The organism is Streptococcus merionis DSM 19192 (assembly GCF_000380085.1).
Classification (GTDB): Bacteria; Bacillota; Bacilli; order Lactobacillales; family Streptococcaceae; genus Streptococcus; species Streptococcus merionis.
Genome location: NZ_KB904555.1, coordinates 1 through 15260, shown reverse-complemented (window position 1 = coordinate 15260; position 15260 = coordinate 1). Strand labels below are relative to the sequence as shown.

General features: G+C 36.3%; 18 protein-coding genes and 3 pseudogenes. 3 read left to right on the top strand and 18 right to left on the bottom strand.

Annotation, left to right across the window (positions count from 1 at the left end; all coding sequences use genetic code 11):
* Positions 1–155 precede the first annotated feature (155 nt).
* Positions 156–866, bottom strand: coding sequence for a glucosamine-6-phosphate deaminase (gene nagB, locus A3I5_RS0107210; RefSeq protein ID WP_018373929.1), 711 nt, complete (start codon positions 864–866; stop codon positions 156–158).
* 141 nt (positions 867–1007) lie between these two features.
* On the opposite strand from nagB, the gene queA reads away from it, so the two are divergent.
* Positions 1008–2036, top strand: coding sequence for a tRNA preQ1(34) S-adenosylmethionine ribosyltransferase-isomerase QueA (queA, locus tag A3I5_RS0107205; protein WP_018373928.1), 1029 nt, complete (start codon positions 1008–1010; stop codon positions 2034–2036).
* Positions 2037–2343: 307 nt separating this feature from the next.
* Here queA and A3I5_RS0107195 read toward each other — a convergent pair whose 3' ends face one another.
* Together A3I5_RS0107195 and A3I5_RS0107190 are read right to left on the bottom strand one after the other, a co-directional pair.
* Entirely contained in the window at positions 2344–2748 is a 405-nt protein-coding gene (locus A3I5_RS0107195; protein WP_018373926.1) for a DUF4430 domain-containing protein, read from the bottom strand.
* Complete coding sequence (locus A3I5_RS0107190) at positions 2729–3220, bottom strand: hypothetical protein (RefSeq protein WP_018373925.1); 492 nt, start codon at positions 3218–3220, stop codon at positions 2729–2731. The genes A3I5_RS0107195 and A3I5_RS0107190 overlap by 20 nt, the downstream gene beginning before the upstream one ends.
* 143 nt (positions 3221–3363) lie before the next feature.
* Here A3I5_RS0107190 and A3I5_RS0107185 point away from each other — a divergent pair, with 143 nt between their 5' ends.
* Entirely contained in the window at positions 3364–4218 is an 855-nt protein-coding gene (locus A3I5_RS0107185) for a glycoside hydrolase family 25 protein (protein WP_018373924.1), read from the top strand.
* 692 nt (positions 4219–4910) lie between these two features.
* Here A3I5_RS0107185 and A3I5_RS0107180 read toward each other — a convergent pair.
* The 15 genes and pseudogenes from A3I5_RS0107180 to A3I5_RS13075 form a co-directional block, all read right to left on the bottom strand.
* On the bottom strand, positions 4911–5489 hold the full coding sequence (locus A3I5_RS0107180) for a Cap15 family cyclic dinucleotide receptor domain-containing protein (RefSeq protein WP_018373923.1): 579 nt from the start codon (positions 5487–5489) through the stop codon (positions 4911–4913).
* A gap of 10 nt (positions 5490–5499) precedes the next feature.
* Complete coding sequence (locus A3I5_RS0107175) at positions 5500–6384, bottom strand: nucleotidyltransferase domain-containing protein (protein WP_018373922.1); 885 nt, start codon at positions 6382–6384, stop codon at positions 5500–5502.
* A 21-nt stretch (positions 6385–6405) separates the two neighbouring features.
* Complete coding sequence (locus tag A3I5_RS0107170; protein WP_018373921.1) at positions 6406–7182, bottom strand: hypothetical protein; 777 nt, start codon at positions 7180–7182, stop codon at positions 6406–6408.
* A 71-nt stretch (positions 7183–7253) separates the two neighbouring features.
* Positions 7254–7607 carry a recombinase zinc ribbon domain-containing protein gene (locus A3I5_RS13095; RefSeq protein ID WP_428835816.1) on the bottom strand — a complete coding sequence of 118 codons (354 nt, stop codon included), beginning with the start codon at positions 7605–7607 and terminating at the stop codon, positions 7254–7256.
* Between the two features lie 129 nt (positions 7608–7736).
* Positions 7737–7928: pseudogene (locus A3I5_RS13090) on the bottom strand (recombinase family protein); the annotation flags it as partial.
* 130 nt (positions 7929–8058) lie between these two features.
* The gene (locus A3I5_RS13085; protein ID WP_428835815.1) at positions 8059–8220 is read right to left on the bottom strand and encodes a hypothetical protein; all 162 of its coding nucleotides are present in this window, start codon (positions 8218–8220) and stop codon (positions 8059–8061) included.
* A gap of 38 nt (positions 8221–8258) precedes the next feature.
* On the bottom strand, positions 8259–8576 hold the full coding sequence (locus A3I5_RS13080) for a recombinase family protein (protein WP_428835814.1): 318 nt from the start codon (positions 8574–8576) through the stop codon (positions 8259–8261).
* A 9-nt stretch (positions 8577–8585) separates the two neighbouring features.
* A pseudogene (locus A3I5_RS11785) lies at positions 8586–9248 on the bottom strand (S-adenosylmethionine synthetase N-terminal domain-containing protein); the annotation flags it as partial.
* Between the two features lie 69 nt (positions 9249–9317).
* Positions 9318–10010: a DUF4336 domain-containing protein gene (locus A3I5_RS11780; RefSeq protein ID WP_231869682.1), complete on the bottom strand. Its 693-nt coding sequence runs from the start codon at positions 10008–10010 to the stop codon at positions 9318–9320.
* Between the two features lie 378 nt (positions 10011–10388).
* Complete coding sequence (locus tag A3I5_RS0107145) at positions 10389–11558, bottom strand: hypothetical protein (protein ID WP_018373917.1); 1170 nt, start codon at positions 11556–11558, stop codon at positions 10389–10391.
* A 24-nt stretch (positions 11559–11582) separates the two neighbouring features.
* Positions 11583–12653, bottom strand: a complete 1071-nt coding sequence (locus tag A3I5_RS0107140; RefSeq protein WP_018373916.1) for a hypothetical protein — start codon at positions 12651–12653, stop codon at positions 11583–11585.
* Positions 12654–13003: 350 nt separating this feature from the next.
* Positions 13004–13489: an Abi family protein gene (locus A3I5_RS12990; RefSeq protein ID WP_051071096.1), complete on the bottom strand. Its 486-nt coding sequence runs from the start codon at positions 13487–13489 to the stop codon at positions 13004–13006.
* A gap of 4 nt (positions 13490–13493) precedes the next feature.
* The gene (locus A3I5_RS12985; RefSeq protein ID WP_051071095.1) at positions 13494–13985 is read right to left on the bottom strand and encodes an Abi family protein; all 492 of its coding nucleotides are present in this window, start codon (positions 13983–13985) and stop codon (positions 13494–13496) included.
* Between the two features lie 273 nt (positions 13986–14258).
* On the bottom strand, positions 14259–14651 hold the full coding sequence (locus tag A3I5_RS12805; RefSeq protein WP_026216981.1) for a recombinase family protein: 393 nt from the start codon (positions 14649–14651) through the stop codon (positions 14259–14261).
* Positions 14652–14723: 72 nt separating this feature from the next.
* Positions 14724–14955, bottom strand: a pseudogene (locus A3I5_RS13075) (transposase); the annotation flags it as partial.
* A 72-nt stretch (positions 14956–15027) separates the two neighbouring features.
* Between A3I5_RS13075 and A3I5_RS0107125 the strand changes: the two are divergent.
* Positions 15028–15260, top strand: a 233-nt coding sequence (locus tag A3I5_RS0107125; protein ID WP_018373915.1) for an IS630 transposase-related protein, incomplete at its 3' end; no start/stop codon positions are given.

The following is a 15260-nucleotide window of genomic DNA, read 5'->3' as shown; positions in this document are numbered from 1 at the left end:
TAAAAGATACGTATCCGTCGTTTTTTGAGATGCTTATTTTTTCAAAAATCAAAGTTGTTGCTATTGTTTCTTAGCAAAATAGTCTTGTTCGAAGACCGAAAACTATTTCAAATTTAGAATGATTTGTCAATGCATTTCCAAACAGGTCTAATAAATCATAGCGCCTTATAAAGACTCAGAGCAGCTTCATCAGCAATGATGGTCACATCTGGATGCTTCTGTAAGACTGAAGCCGGTAAATCTTCTGTAATGGGACCGCTAATAAGCCCAGCAATGGCTTCTGCTTTTGATTTCCCGTAAGCAAAGAGAACAATCGATTTGGCTGTCATAATGGAAGCAATCCCCATGGAGATAGCTTTTTTAGGAACCTCATCAATGTTGTCAAAGAAACGCGCATTCGCTTCAATGGTAGACGGCTGAAGGTCAACGATCTGGGTCTTAGCCTCAAAGCTAGAACCTGGTTCGTTAAAACCGATGTGTCCATTACGCCCGATGCCTAAAATCTGCAAATCAATCGGATGTTCCTCTAAAATCTGATCATAGGCTTTGGCTGATGCTTCCAAATCACTAGCTTGTCCATCTGGTAGATAAGACATTTTAAATGGCTTGGCGTCAAACAAATGCTTCTGCATAAAATAATGGTAGCTCTGGTCATTTTCAGGATCAAGTCCAACATATTCATCCAAATTAACGGATATTAAGGCGCTCAAATCAAGATCACTGTTGATTATTTCTTGGTAAAAGGCAATCGGGCTAGAACCTGTCGCAAGCCCCAAAACCTCAGCGCCCTCAGCCAATTTGTCTTTTAAAAGAGCAAAAGCAATTTTTCCGCCTTCCATCTGATCACGTACTTCAATTATTTTCATAAGCAGCCTCCTTCTTAGCTATTTCATAATTCCATTATATGGTATAGACCAATTTTTGTCAAGTACAATCATCAAGAAAATGGTATAATAGAAACCGCTGTGAGCTTGGCTCACAAAACTGGATAGGATGAGGAACTTACCATGAACACTGCTGATTTTGATTTTAATCTCCCAGAGGAGCTAATTGCTCAAACACCGCTCTTAAAACGAGACAGCTCCCGCCTTTTGGTCTTAGACCGTAAGACTGGAACCATGTCTGATCAGCATTTTGACCAGATTATTGACCAACTCAATCCTGGCGATGCCCTCGTCATGAATAACACTCGTGTTCTTCCTGCTCGTCTCTATGGCCAAAAACCTGAAACAGGTGGCCATGTGGAACTTCTTCTTCTGAAAAATACCAAAGGGGATGAATGGGAAGTTCTCGCTAAACCAGCCAAGCGCCTCAAAAAGGGGACAGTCATTTCCTTCGGTGATGGTCGTTTGACAGCTACAATTACGCGGGAGTTAGAACATGGTGGCCGTATCGTGCAATTTGACTACGATGGCATCTTTCTTGAAGTCCTTGAATCCTTAGGTGAGATGCCTCTTCCGCCATATATCCACGAGAAATTGGATGACCGCGAACGTTACCAGACGGTCTATGCCAAAGAAAACGGCTCTGCTGCTGCACCGACAGCTGGGCTGCATTTTACCGAGGATTTACTGAATAAAATCGCAGCCAAAGGGGTTAAACTGGTAGAATTGACCCTTCATGTCGGCCTTGGAACTTTCCGCCCAGTCTCTGTCGATAATGTCGATGAGCATGATATGCACTCGGAATTTTACAGCCTAAGCGAGGAAGCAGCTCAAGTTCTTCGCGATGTTAAAGCAGCAGGCGGTCGTATCGTCGCTGTAGGAACTACCTCTATCCGTACCCTTGAGACCATCGGGGCTAAGTTTGATGGCGAGATTGTCGCTGACTCTGGCTGGACCAATATCTTTATCAAACCCGGTTATCACTTTAAAATAGTTGATGCCTTTTCAACCAACTTCCACCTACCAAAGTCTACTTTAGTCATGCTAGTCGCAGCCTTTGCTGGTCGCGAATTTATCCTTGACGCTTACAAACATGCTGTTGATGAGCAGTACCGCTTCTTCAGCTTCGGTGATGCTATGTTTGTAAAATAAATGAGTGGAGCTGGACAAAAAATCCTGCTCAAAACGATTCCGATTCATAGATGCTAAATTACCTAATGACCTATGCAAGAGTAAAACTTGTAAGAATATCATCAGCTTGTCAGACGAAAATGAAAAACTGCATGAAGGATAACGTTGATATCAACGAAATCTTCATGCAGTTTTACTATTTTGAGCTGTCAGTAGAGGTTCTCGCACTCTTCAAAAATCAAATTCAAACTTGGCCAGCGTTGCCTTGCCATACACCAATACAGCCTTCGGCTACCTTCCTAGTTTACTTTTTGATTTTTATTGAGTATTAGAATGTTTCCAAATAAAACTCTACCTTGTCACCCGCTTTGAGTTTATAGCTTTCAGCTCCTACTTCGGCCATCTCATTGTTGACCTTATACATCCAGTAGGTGTTTTTGCTAGCATCTTGACTAACACCATCAATCACTGTCACCATACCGTCTTCTTCTTCTGCCGCAAAGTTGTCCTCTAGAACATCCATAACGGAATCTCCAACCTCAAAAGTTACTTCTTTTTCAGTTGTCTTGCCATTGGCAGTTACTAAAAAAGTTGCTTTAGCAGTTTGGTCATCATCCACTACAGTTGTTTGAGGATGCGATGATGTTGAAGTTGGCGCTGAGGTATTAGCTCCACACGCGACAAGGGTCATTGTTGCCAAAAGAAGGGCGAGACTAGAAAATATTTTTTTCATAAACGAAAAACCTCCTTAAAATGTAAAATAAAATGGGGTAAAAGCAAACCGTCGAAACAGCGTGCAAGACATCAAAGGATAAGCCGTTAATCACATACGGCCAAAGGCTAGTGCCATAGGTCACACTGGAAAACAGAGCCATGACCAAACTATAAATAAAAGGCATTACTCCAGAGAGTATCGTTTGCAGAACTAAGGTAGCTTCTTTTTTGCCAAATAAAATAGCCGTTAAAGCTTTCCAAATAGCCAAAACCACAGTATAGGCCACAATTTGCCAGATAACCCAGATGCCAAATCCAAGGTAAAGCCCTGTCACCAGCATGGTCAAGCTAGCAATCGTAACCACCTGCCAAAACGGTAAGTAGCCAATCAGTAATAAAAAGATAGCCGTTATCGGTTTGATATTGGGAAAAGCCCCGAAGAGAAGCCTGAGTGCGACACAAAGACTGGATAAAATAGCAATTCGTGTCATCTGCCTTACGGTCATAGCTTTTTACGTCCTTTCTCCATTAAATACTAGAAAATTTTTCAAAAGATGTCAAGATTTTTGATTACCCTGACCTATTTCATACACTTCTTTTGATTTTTTTGTGAATATAGTATAAAATGATATGGATGAAAAAACAGATTAAACCCCTATTCGTGGTTGCTTTCTTTGCTCTTTTCATTGTGACCATTCTATTCACAAAGACACGAGCAGATCAGCAAGAAGCTAAGCGTCAAGAAGCGATACGAATCGCTACTGAGAAAAATGCTGTTGAGGAAGCTCTTGCAAAAAAAGCTGCTAACACTACAAAAATTACTGAAGAACTCGTCTCCAGACCCATTATCGATCTCTCTGGTTGGCAATTGCCGACTCATATTGATTACGATACCATGGCTAATTACGTTTCAGGAGCCATTGTCCGTGTCCAAAGTGGCATGAATACAACAAAAGACAACAATGCTTCTGATATTAATGGACTTGATAAAGCTTACAAACGTCATATCTCTGAGTTTCAGAAACGAGAAGTTCCTGTAGCGGTTTATGCTTACCTCACTGGCAAGAATGAAGAAGAGATGCGTAAAGAAGCGAGATCTTTCTACAAGGCTTCCAGTCCCTACAAGCCGACTTTTTACTGGTTAGATGTGGAAGAAAAAACCATGTCTAATATGGATGCTGGCGTTGAGGCTTTTCGATCTGAGTTAGAAAAGCTCGGAGCTAAAAACATCGGAATTTATATCGGAACCTACTTCATGGACGATCATTCTATCTCAGTTGATAAGTTTAATGCCGTTTGGATCCCAAATTATGGATCGGACTCAGGCTATTTTGAAGCTTTGCCATCTACTGATATTGACTATGACCTCCACCAGTACACCTCACAAGGTTGGTCTGCAGGCATTAATGAAGTCGTTGACCTCAACCAATTGTCTCCAAACAAAGACAAAATCGAAACCTACAAAAAATTATTCACTTCCGCAGAATAAGGCAGAGAAAGCGCATGGGTGTGGGCAGATCCCCATGATAGCTCGCTCTCACCTACAAAGCATGAAAACAAGCAGATGAGCCCTCATTAGGTGTATAATCCTATTGAGGGCTTTGTGGTTGATTCTTTATTGATGAGGGCTTCATCGAGGGACAAACTAATCCACTCTATCTGTGAGCACCCCAAAATATCGCCGTGAGGCATGCATATAAAATTACGATTTTAATCAGATAGATAAACACTCTTACTTTTGTTTGGAGGAAATCGTTATTATACGTAATCTTCAAAGATTACATGTTTTGGGGGTGTGGATGAAGCCATCATGGTAGTCTGTCCCACTCTCTTTCTTGTTTTTCTCTTCGAGAAAACTGGCTTGAAGCCATAAAAAACGAGAACACCTATTAAAATGTTCTCATCTAACTTATATATTATAGAACATATCTATTTTTCGTCTACGCAAACGACATCTAAACAGATAATTACAGCAATGTAAGATTTTTGAACCTTTTTTATATTAAAATCACCTTTTTCAATAAGGGCAAAATGCTTAAAAAAGTGCTTAAAATAAAGTATTTTTAGCCTTTACTTCGTTGTAGCAACACTACGCACTCCACGTGTGCTGATAGTTACCATCTATACTACGGAACGAAAAGAATACCCGTTTATTGCAAGTTATACTATGGGACAAAACTATTAAATTTCAAAAACCATAGATCCTTTAGAATCTCTGCTAGTATAGTAATTTCCTTCCAATTTTTCTGGATTATCAATATCTAAAATTACTGTTCCATAATGTATTACACTATTTTGCTGAAGTTCAGCTTTTGGTACATTTAAATATGTATAAATAAGATTTTTATTTCCACTGATTTTATTAATGGATGCAGTTATACTGTTGCTTGTACTTTCGTTAGTTTTAAATTTAATTTTAATATTCAAAAACGATTGCTTCAGAAATAGTTCGCACTCTCTAGAAGTATTATCATAACTTGAAGTGAACTTCCCAATATATTTCGGATAAAGCACAGGTACACTATGAATCTTTGTAAAAAATTTCCATCTCCAAGCCCTTTTTTCAAAAAATAACATAATCAAACTTGTAACACCAATTACTTCACCGATGTAGCCAATTACTGAATATACTAATGATGATATCCCATTTATTTTGATTAAGTTTGTTAGTTCACTCCAATTTATGAATAATCGTAACACAAAAAGTACTGCGAAAGTCCATAAAGTTATTGTAATAAATTGTTTCTGCTGTTCAGACATAAATCCCTCTTTATGATTTTATATACCTACTCATCATTTCAATATATGCCCTAGTATCATTTAAATTCCATTTTTGCTGATTATGAAAAAGGTAGAACATATTACTTACTTCACACCAATTTGAATCAATATTATTTACAATAAAAATTAAAACAGCTTCTAAAAGTTGAGTGTAAGATTTACAACTATTAAAAATATAATCCGGAACATTCCACACTAGACACTCAAGTAAATAAGAAGAAATGGTTTCATTTTTTATTCCCTCATCAAACATATTATTCCTAATACGCTTGATAATTCTTACCATTTTTTTATATTTGTAATTAGTGTTATTATTTTTAGAAATGCCATTCTCATTATGAACTTTAGGATAGTTAACTACTTCTTTATTCTCATAACTTGTGAAAAATTTTATTCCCTCAATATACTTGCTATCACTATAGCTATTCAAATACTCATAGTTCCTATACTGCAAGCAAGGTACTACATCTGCATTAACATGATAAGAGTTAGCACTGATATTGATACATTTATTTCCAATAGTAATTGAATTATAACCAAATTTTAATTCCAATGATTTAATTACTTCAGCTTTAAAATCATAGAATGTAAACTGACTGGATAAATGCCCATAATCACTCTGTTCCTTTCCTTCAACATACTTAGGATAAAATACAGATTTTAACATTACACAAATATCTATGTCGCTATTTCGTTTAACATTCGTATTATTTGCATAGGAGCCTTGTGCAAAAACTTCGATAGTATAATTAGCCAGAAGTTCATTCTTATTTATTGCATCCTTTATCATACGTACAGTATTCTCAACCCTTGCTTCCTCTGTAGACGATAGCGGTGATGTCCATGATAGTAACGTACTTTCATCATATTTCATTTGATATCGTTCCTTTCCATTTTAGAGAATATGGTAATTCTTCAATTTAATAAATGTTGGTATTTCTGAGCAATCAATTTTCTCTATTAGAGATAATTTACAATCCACTAGCTTAAAAATATAGAATTTTTTACAAACTATAGTTAAAAAGTAAGTGTCAAACTCCTTCATCTCAAAGTTTCTATACGAAAAAAGAGAGGAAAAGTCATGATTTAGTGCACTTATAATTATATCATCTAAATTCTGTATACTAATTTCATCTTCAGTACTAAAAATATAAGGAAAAAATAGTAATAAATTTTTCTGCTTTTCTAGCATGCTTAATACTTTTACAATGTCTTTTTCAATACATTGTTTTCTAACCTTCTGAAAATCCTTCTTGAGTTGTAATAAATCATGTAGATCTCTCGTTCGAAAAGCAACATGAATTTGAGTTGCTTTTATTTCTCCATCCTGCTTATTACTACCTCCAATAGCAGTAATGCCACTTCCAATTTTTGAAATACTGGGAGAAAATAAACTGCTTGCTTGAAGTCTGCTACCCGCTGAAAGAAGTTTAAAATCAATCTCGTATTCAGTAGCTATTGCGTCACATTGTCCATGACTCTCATCTTTCGGTTTATAAAACTCAGATTTTCCTTTCTCTCTAAAAAAAGGTGATGAATTAAGTAATTCCAACAAATAAATTTCATAATTACAATCAGGTTCACCAGCTACATAGCCCTCAATTATAGTAGCTGGTGGTAATTGTTGAAATCTAATTCTGGGATCTATATTCGGATTCAGGTTTTCAATCATATTACATAACTCCTCTTACTAAATTATACCACGAAACCACAAAAAAACTGCCACCTTTCGGTCACAGTTTCTCACAATTCTATCTCAGTCCCTTCAAGAAAGACAACTATAAGTTGTCCATTCTCTGAGACGCTTATATGGTCTAGAACCTGACACATCTCTCCTGCATCAAACTCCCATACCTCTCTTTTGAGCAATTCCCCCAATATTATACCGTAATGTTTGTCCAGTAATCTTCCCTCACTTAGAATTTCCTCCCACTTACCATGTAAAAGGTCTACATGGTCACTTAACGTTTCTGTCGCCTTCACAACGGCTAGTTCAAGTGTTTCTTCATCAATGTGGTGATTGTGACAACCAATCTGCCCCTTAATCTTGTAGCGGTTGTTACACTGCCAAATCTTACGTTTCCTTCGACTGGTCATCCAGTTCTTTCGACCAAAGGCTGAACTGCATTCGGCACAGAAGACCTTGGTCGCAAATGGATTATCCTTGTTTTGCATCATATAGGATTTCAGTTTGTGCCTTACTCTGAATTCTTTCCGCCTTGCAATTTCCAGTTGAACCGTCTCCCACATATCCGCATCTATGATCGCTTCATGATTATTGGCGACATAATATTGATTAACCTGTCCTTCGTTCTCCGAGCGTTTCTTGGTTAAAAAATCTACCGTATAGGTTTTCTGAAGCAAGGCATCACCTTTGTACTTCTCATTCTGAAGCATTTTAAGAATAGCACTGGGATACCAATTAGCCTTTCCCGACCATCCTTTGACATGATTTTAATTCAACTCTTTAGCAATGCTCTCTGGACTATATCTTTAAGAAATTGATTATAGATGTCTTTAACCACTTCTGCCTGTTCTGGATTGACGACTAACTTACCATTCTTGTCCTTATGTTCACTCGAACTTCACCACGTTCGAACCTCTTCCGAATTCCCCAAGTCGCATTCTCAGAGATAGAACGTGACTCGTCTTGGGCAAGCGATGAAAGAATGGTTAAAAATACCTCTCCCTTGGAATCAAGGCTGTCAATATTCTCCTTCTCAAAGGTAACACCAATGCCAAGTTTCTTTAACTAACGAACATACTTAATACAGTCCAAAGTGTTCTTCGCAAAACGACTAATGGATTCACTAAAATCCTATCCACCTTACCTTCCCTACAGTCCTGTATGAGTCGGTTAAAGGCCTCACGCTTCTTAGTGTTGGTCGCTGAAATACCTTCATCCGCATAGATATCAACTAGCTCATAGTCTTCTTGTTTGGAAATGTAATCACGATAATACCTCACTTGGTTTTCATAACTTGATAGCTGTTCGTCCTGGTTGGTGGACACACGACAATAGGCTGCTACTTTGATTTTTCGTGATACTTGATGTGCAACACTCACTTGTACTTTCTTGGCTGGAATAACTGCTTTGATGACTTTCTCAATAACGTCCTCACGAATTTGTACGTTAATCGCTTCTGGGTCATGCTGAATTGAGATAACAACGGTCTCCACACGGACTGGCTGGTCGTTCTCATCATACTCAACCGTCACCTGTGACTTAGCATCTGGACGAAGATAGCTAATGCTACCGTCTTTACGAAGCTCAGCTAATTTTCTAACCAACTTAAGAGAAAGTGAAATTGGAAGTGGCATGAGTTCTGGCGTTTCGTCAATGGCAAAGCCAAACATAAGACCTTGGTCACCCGCATCGATAAGGCTGAGTTCATCTTTTTCACCGTCACGCACCTCAAGCGCCTCGTTGACACCTTGAGCGATGTCTGGGGATTGTTCTTCAATCAATGACGGGTGAACTCCAACAGAATCCGCAGCAAAGCCATACTCAGCATTGTTGTAGCCAATTTCTGCAATGGTTTCACGAACAACCTTGTTAATATCAACATAGGCTGTCGTTGAAATCTCACCAAAAACATGGACAGACCCTGTATAAACAGCAGTCTCAGCAGCCACGTGAGCCTCTGGATCCTGCTCTAAAATAGCATCTGAAATCTGGTCGGCAATCTTATCCGGGTGCCCCTCAGAAACCGACTCAGACGTGAAAAGTTTACGTTCTGGCGTAAGTCTCTCCTTATTATTTTATCAACCAAAAGAAAGCTTCTTTTAATTTATTACCACCATCTTCTAAGATAATTCTTCCATGAGAGAAGATAATTTTATCTGCTCTCCACTTTTCAATAATATTATAACTTGTAATAGCTTTTTTCTTAAAAAGAAAAGATAAGCGTAAATCTCGAGGGGTTCGTGATTTTGGGTATTGATTATCTCCGACTCTAAATAAAAGCTTATAAAAAATGGTAGCTTATTTACTTCAATATTTTCTATTAAATCCGTTAATATTAATGTCGAACTCTCTTTATGAAAAAAGACATTCTCTTCCATTACTATACTTCCCTTAAAGGGAGTAAACAATATTTCTTCTGACCAAATAGGTTGACAGTTAGCAGTAAGTGATATGAATTTTTCCTTTTCTTTCACTTTTAGTTTATCACTCACTCCTTTTGCTAACCAGATTTCTGCTTTGGGATAGTGTTTGTACCAGTCTAAAATATAGCTATAGTGATATTTGTTAGGAGCTACAATATAAGCTATCTCACCTAGTTCCTTTATTTTATCATCTAATTCCTCGTTAAAAGCAATTGGAGAGTGTATCCACAACTTATTATTGAACAACCTAACTATCGTCATTCTTGTTGTAAAAGGGATTTTAAAAACTTTAAAATTCATTTGTATTTCTGTTCCATCTACAATCCAAATATTTTTATCAAGTTGTTTCAATTCATTAATCGGAGAATATAATTTCAATAATCCTTTCATAGATACTCCCTTCTAATAAACTAAGTTACAACCATCAGTTCAACTGGTGGTTTAATATTGACCCTAATAAGGGTCAATCAGAATGTTCTCGTCTTAAATATATATTATTGGACGTATCTATTTTTCGTCTACGCAGATGACATCTAATACTACATTTACATCAATGTACTTTTTTTGAACCTTTTTGATGTCATTTTCACCATCTTGAATAAAGACAAAATGCTTGAAAAAGTGCTTAAAATAAAGGATTTTTAAGCGTTGACTCGTTGTAGCAACACTACGCACTCCACATGTGCTGAGAGCTTGCTTCTATACTAATAGACGAAAGAGGCTTAAAGTGATTTTGGAATTATATTGTGGAACGGAAGTTCTAAAAAATCATTTAGTAAGTAATATTCCAAGTTCATCAATCAGTTTCTGCTTTACGGAACGGAAATCAATACTTTGAACTGCTTCCTCACGCAATCTAACTTTTTGTTCAGTAGTATAAAAATCTAATTCATCCTGAGTGAAAAAATCTAAACTACTATATCTACGTATAGGTATAAGTTTCCTGCTATAATAAACTAGCATTTTAATCGGATTAGCTCGAAGTACCTCAGCTAATCCAGAATCCGCAGTTGCAAAATAATGGAGATACACAACTTCTCTATCTTCCATACAGTCAAACAAAACACTTTGCTCTAATAATCTTATATGAAAAATATCCCATGCTGTGTTATGTATTTTATCTACTAGTTTCTTAGCTCTTATCTGCAACTTTTTAAATACTTCTTGAACCGAACTATCATTTTTCAAAAACAATATTAGTAGAGGCATTTCCAACTCTAAAAATACACATAATTCGTCAAAACAATAGCGTTTGAACTCAGCTATTTTAGATTCTGTAGAAAGATTTTTTGTATTTTTCAAAATAAATGCTTTCAGTATATAACAACAAACCGCCTCATAATGCTGTATTGCTTCATCATTGTTTAGATAAGTGTCTGCATCATCCCAAATTTCTCTCATCCAAATATACTTGTTTTCCTCTAAAGTCTGAGGCACATTTGATTGAAACACATCAAACTCAAGACTATCAAAATAAACGTAACTTTCAATCATTTTAGCTAACAACTCTGAATTTATCGGGGTAGTATATCTTTCCATTAATGCCGTTGAAATATTATTTGTCAGATGTGTTTGTTTTATTTCATTTAAAAATTTGATTAAATTTTCCTTATCCGGTACATTTCTTCCCCGATACAAATCGTTTATATAGGTGAATATATTTAGGTCATAGTTAACAATTCTAGCAACAGGTAACACATTGTCCCTCGTATTAGAGGTATTTTCATCAATAACCCAAATTTTTTGATAATCTCCTAGACCAATCAAGTTAAACTTTCCATAATTAATTGATCTCCCTATATTGCCAAAATTTGATTTTTCTTCATCAAATAGAAAAACTCTACACTTATTCAGGTTCCACCTATTGAAAACTTCTATTTTCTGTATAGTTGTTTCACAATTAATCATTTCTTGAATAAAAGGATACAATTTCAGCATAGCAATCTAACCTCCAGCCAATACTTAATTATCTTGTTCGTATCGGATAACTTCCACCCAATAATCATACTCATCATATATATACAGAATGACATTAAATAACTGTAGAAACATTTTCTCGGTTATTTCTCCTTCCCAGCGGCCATGACCAATCATGTGACGATTAGGTTCATCAAGTGTAAAACGTTTGGTATCTTTGAAAAAATTATATAGCCAATACATCAAACCGATATCTGTAAATGATTTATCAATAAATAATTCATCAATTTCTTCAACAGCATTATGACCAACCGGTATTCGCTTTTTTGAAGAAGTCATTTCTGAAACTCTATTGAGAGCTCCATCAATTGCTAAACTAGCCAAAGTATACGCAGCATAGAAGTTGTGATTCCGATAACTGTCAACCATTGACTTTATTAGCGGGTCTGAATAACATTGTGAATTTTGTAGTTCAACTATAGCATCTTTATCCGCTAACTTTTCTCTCAATGTTACAAACCACTCTTCCTCTATTTTAATCCAGTCCTCAGTACAAATACGGCGATAGATATTACTATCCTGGAAATAGATAACCCATCCGTCTTCAGCTAATTGCTTTACACGTAGGGTAATTTGTTCAATTTCCTCCCTCGTATAAGGTGAAGGAAGTGACTTTAGAACTTCGCTTAAATTACTAACTATCTTAGAATAATCAATTTGATAGCTATCAATCAATCTTTTAGCAGATTCAGTAATACTCTGAATCGCATGTAAATGCTCACCTGCCCAAACCTTATTGTACGAAGAAACAACTTCCGATATTGCATTAATAGCACTTTTATTTATTTGAATGGATGAACTGAGTTTTTCAAAAGGGAGAGTTAAATTAGCAAGATTTGCTAAACTAGATGTATTTAATGCATTAGAAGCCGCTATAACTGCTGATAAATTTGTCTTATTTATTACATTTTGAAAGTTACTAAGCGAATTTGTTAATGCAGAAATCATCAATGAGCTTTGTTCTAATCCTATTTTTTCAGGTAAGTTCGTCAAACCGACAACATCAATTCTAATAGAATCATTCTCCACTTTGCTTACATCATTATTATCAATCATCCCTTCCTCCCATAATATCTCTATTCTTTTAGTTTTATTTTATCACAAAAACGCAAAAAAGCTGTAACGACAATGGTTTTCCGCTGTCGTTACAGCCCCTCTTTACTCTATAAATCTCCCTCAGTTCCTGCAAGTCTTAACGTTTTTTATTAACAAAATTATAATAACTTCTAAATCAATTATTAATAAAATTGATCACCTAGGCACTGTATCCCCTTTTAATTTATTTATAATTGTACTGTTGCAATAAAAAATAGGACACCGTCGTAACGTTGCCCCGTCAAAAATTGGTCTCCAATTTTTAGTTGATAGACTCATTTTACCATTGCTGTATCACCTTGTAAACTATTTTATTTACTTAGGATTAAGAAAGTTACAATGTGATGAATAAACTTATATGTACTACTGATAAGATCATTTTCTCTAAAGAATCCCGATTTTTCTATCATTCTTTTATTTATAAGTAAATTTAGCTCTTGTAACCGATGCTTTCTAACTTTTCCAGTTACAAACTTATCATAAACATAAATAAGTGCAACAAATTCTAATACAGCCCGAGAAGATAATTTTTTTCTTCTACTGGATTTTGTAATTCCTTCTATACTTTTTACAAAGTCAATAATAACTTGAGTTGAAACTGTTGTTTTAGAATTCAAATCAGACAAGATACAATTGTTATGGGCTGCAGCATTCCTTAAACTGCGAACTAGATTCAAAACTTCCTTTGGAATATGAGAGATTCCTCGACTACCGTAATAATCTAAGTAAAAGTTGATAATTGAGCCAAAGCTCAATAGCTCCATTAAAACCCATACTGGACAATCATCATAATTCACTATTTCATGATAATCTCTTCCAAATCGACTCGTTGTTCGTATTGTAAAGTATTTCCAAAGGAGATTCTGTATGTGGGGAAGCAATTGTACTTTGGATCTTTTTAATCTCTTTGGGATACTTAGTGAAAAAATCATGGACTAAATCATACCCATCAGTAGTAGAATCATTTTCAATATCACGTATAAGCTGAACACACATACTGTGTTCAATGTCAGAACACATCTTTTGAATCAAAAATCTATAGTGCATATCAAGTACACTCATTTCAACCAAGTAAGAAAAATCAAGATTTAAGTATTTTCCTTTTTTAGGCCCCTTTTGATATTTTTGATAGTTTTTACGATATGCAGCCGTTCGAAGGTAATTATTAATATTAGACAAATAGTCAATTGCTATAGATTCACCCATATAATTAAAGGTAATTCCTCTACTAACCTTCATATCTGAAACCAATTGCGAAACAAGCTTCTTTGGTTTAGTAACTTTATTAACCATCAGTCCCTCCATGAACAACTATACTTATAAGTTAGTATAGCACAAAAAGGCTGTAGCCACAATGGTTTCTCACTGCCGTTACAGTCTTTCATCTACTCTATAAATCTACCTCAGTTCCTTCCAGGAAGCGAACGATAATTTCGCCATCAAGACCTATCCTGATATGGTCTAGCACTCGAAACATGTCAGAAGGGGGAGGTTTGTCTGCTCCTGCCTAAGCAGGTCACCCATAGTATTGGTTGACTTGCCCATCATTCTGAATGCGTTTCTTGGTCAAAAAATCAACGGTGTAGATTTTCTAAAGTAAAGCATCTCCTTTGTACTTCTCATTCTGAAGCATTTTGAGAATGGCTCCTGGACACCAATTTGCCTTTCCCGACCATCCCTTGACGCCTTCCTTGTTGACCGCTTTGCTATGAGTTCTGGACTATAGCCATCAAGGTACAAGTCATAAATGTTTCTTACCACCTGGGCTTGTTCTGGGATGATAATCAGCTTACCCTCGTCATCCTTATCATAGCCCATGAACTTGGTCGCATTAACTCGCACTTCTCCTCGTTCAAACCGTTTTCGAATACCCCAAGTCGCATTCTCCAAAATGGAGCGTGATTCATCCTGCGCTAGGGAGGACAAAATGGTAAGAAGTACTTCGCCTTTAGCATCCAAGCTATATTATTCTCCTTTTCAAAGGTATAAGTGTAATCTGTTTTATCACATTCGTTCTCCTTCTTTTTAGTCGATAACCAACTGACCTGTTAGATACTGCACGACGATATTTTCCATCATCATCTTTTCGATTTTCCGACCAGAGAAAATGCCTTGCGAATAGCAACGCTGCTAAGAACATTTTGGGATGATAAGACGGACGACCGACTTCATGGTAGTAGTTCTCAAACACTCGTTTATCAAGCGTGTTCACTACCTGTTCAATCGTAAAAACTAAGTGATTTTGTGGCAAGAAGGAACTGATTTCTAGTGGTAAAGTCGTTTGATTTGTGTTATACTTCTTTAGATTTTAGATAGTATATGATATACTGATTTTATGACATACGAATTAGATTTTAGAAAACGCGTCATTGCTTACGTTCAGGAAGGACATACCAAAAAGGAAACGAGTAAGTTATTTGGAATTAGTCCCAATACCCTCTATCTCTGGGAAAAACAACTCAGAGAGTTGAATAGCTTAGAATGTCAACCCCGTAAGCGTAAACCATTCAAAATACCGCTGGAAAAGTTGGAACAATTTGTTCATCAATATCCCGACGCTTTTTTACG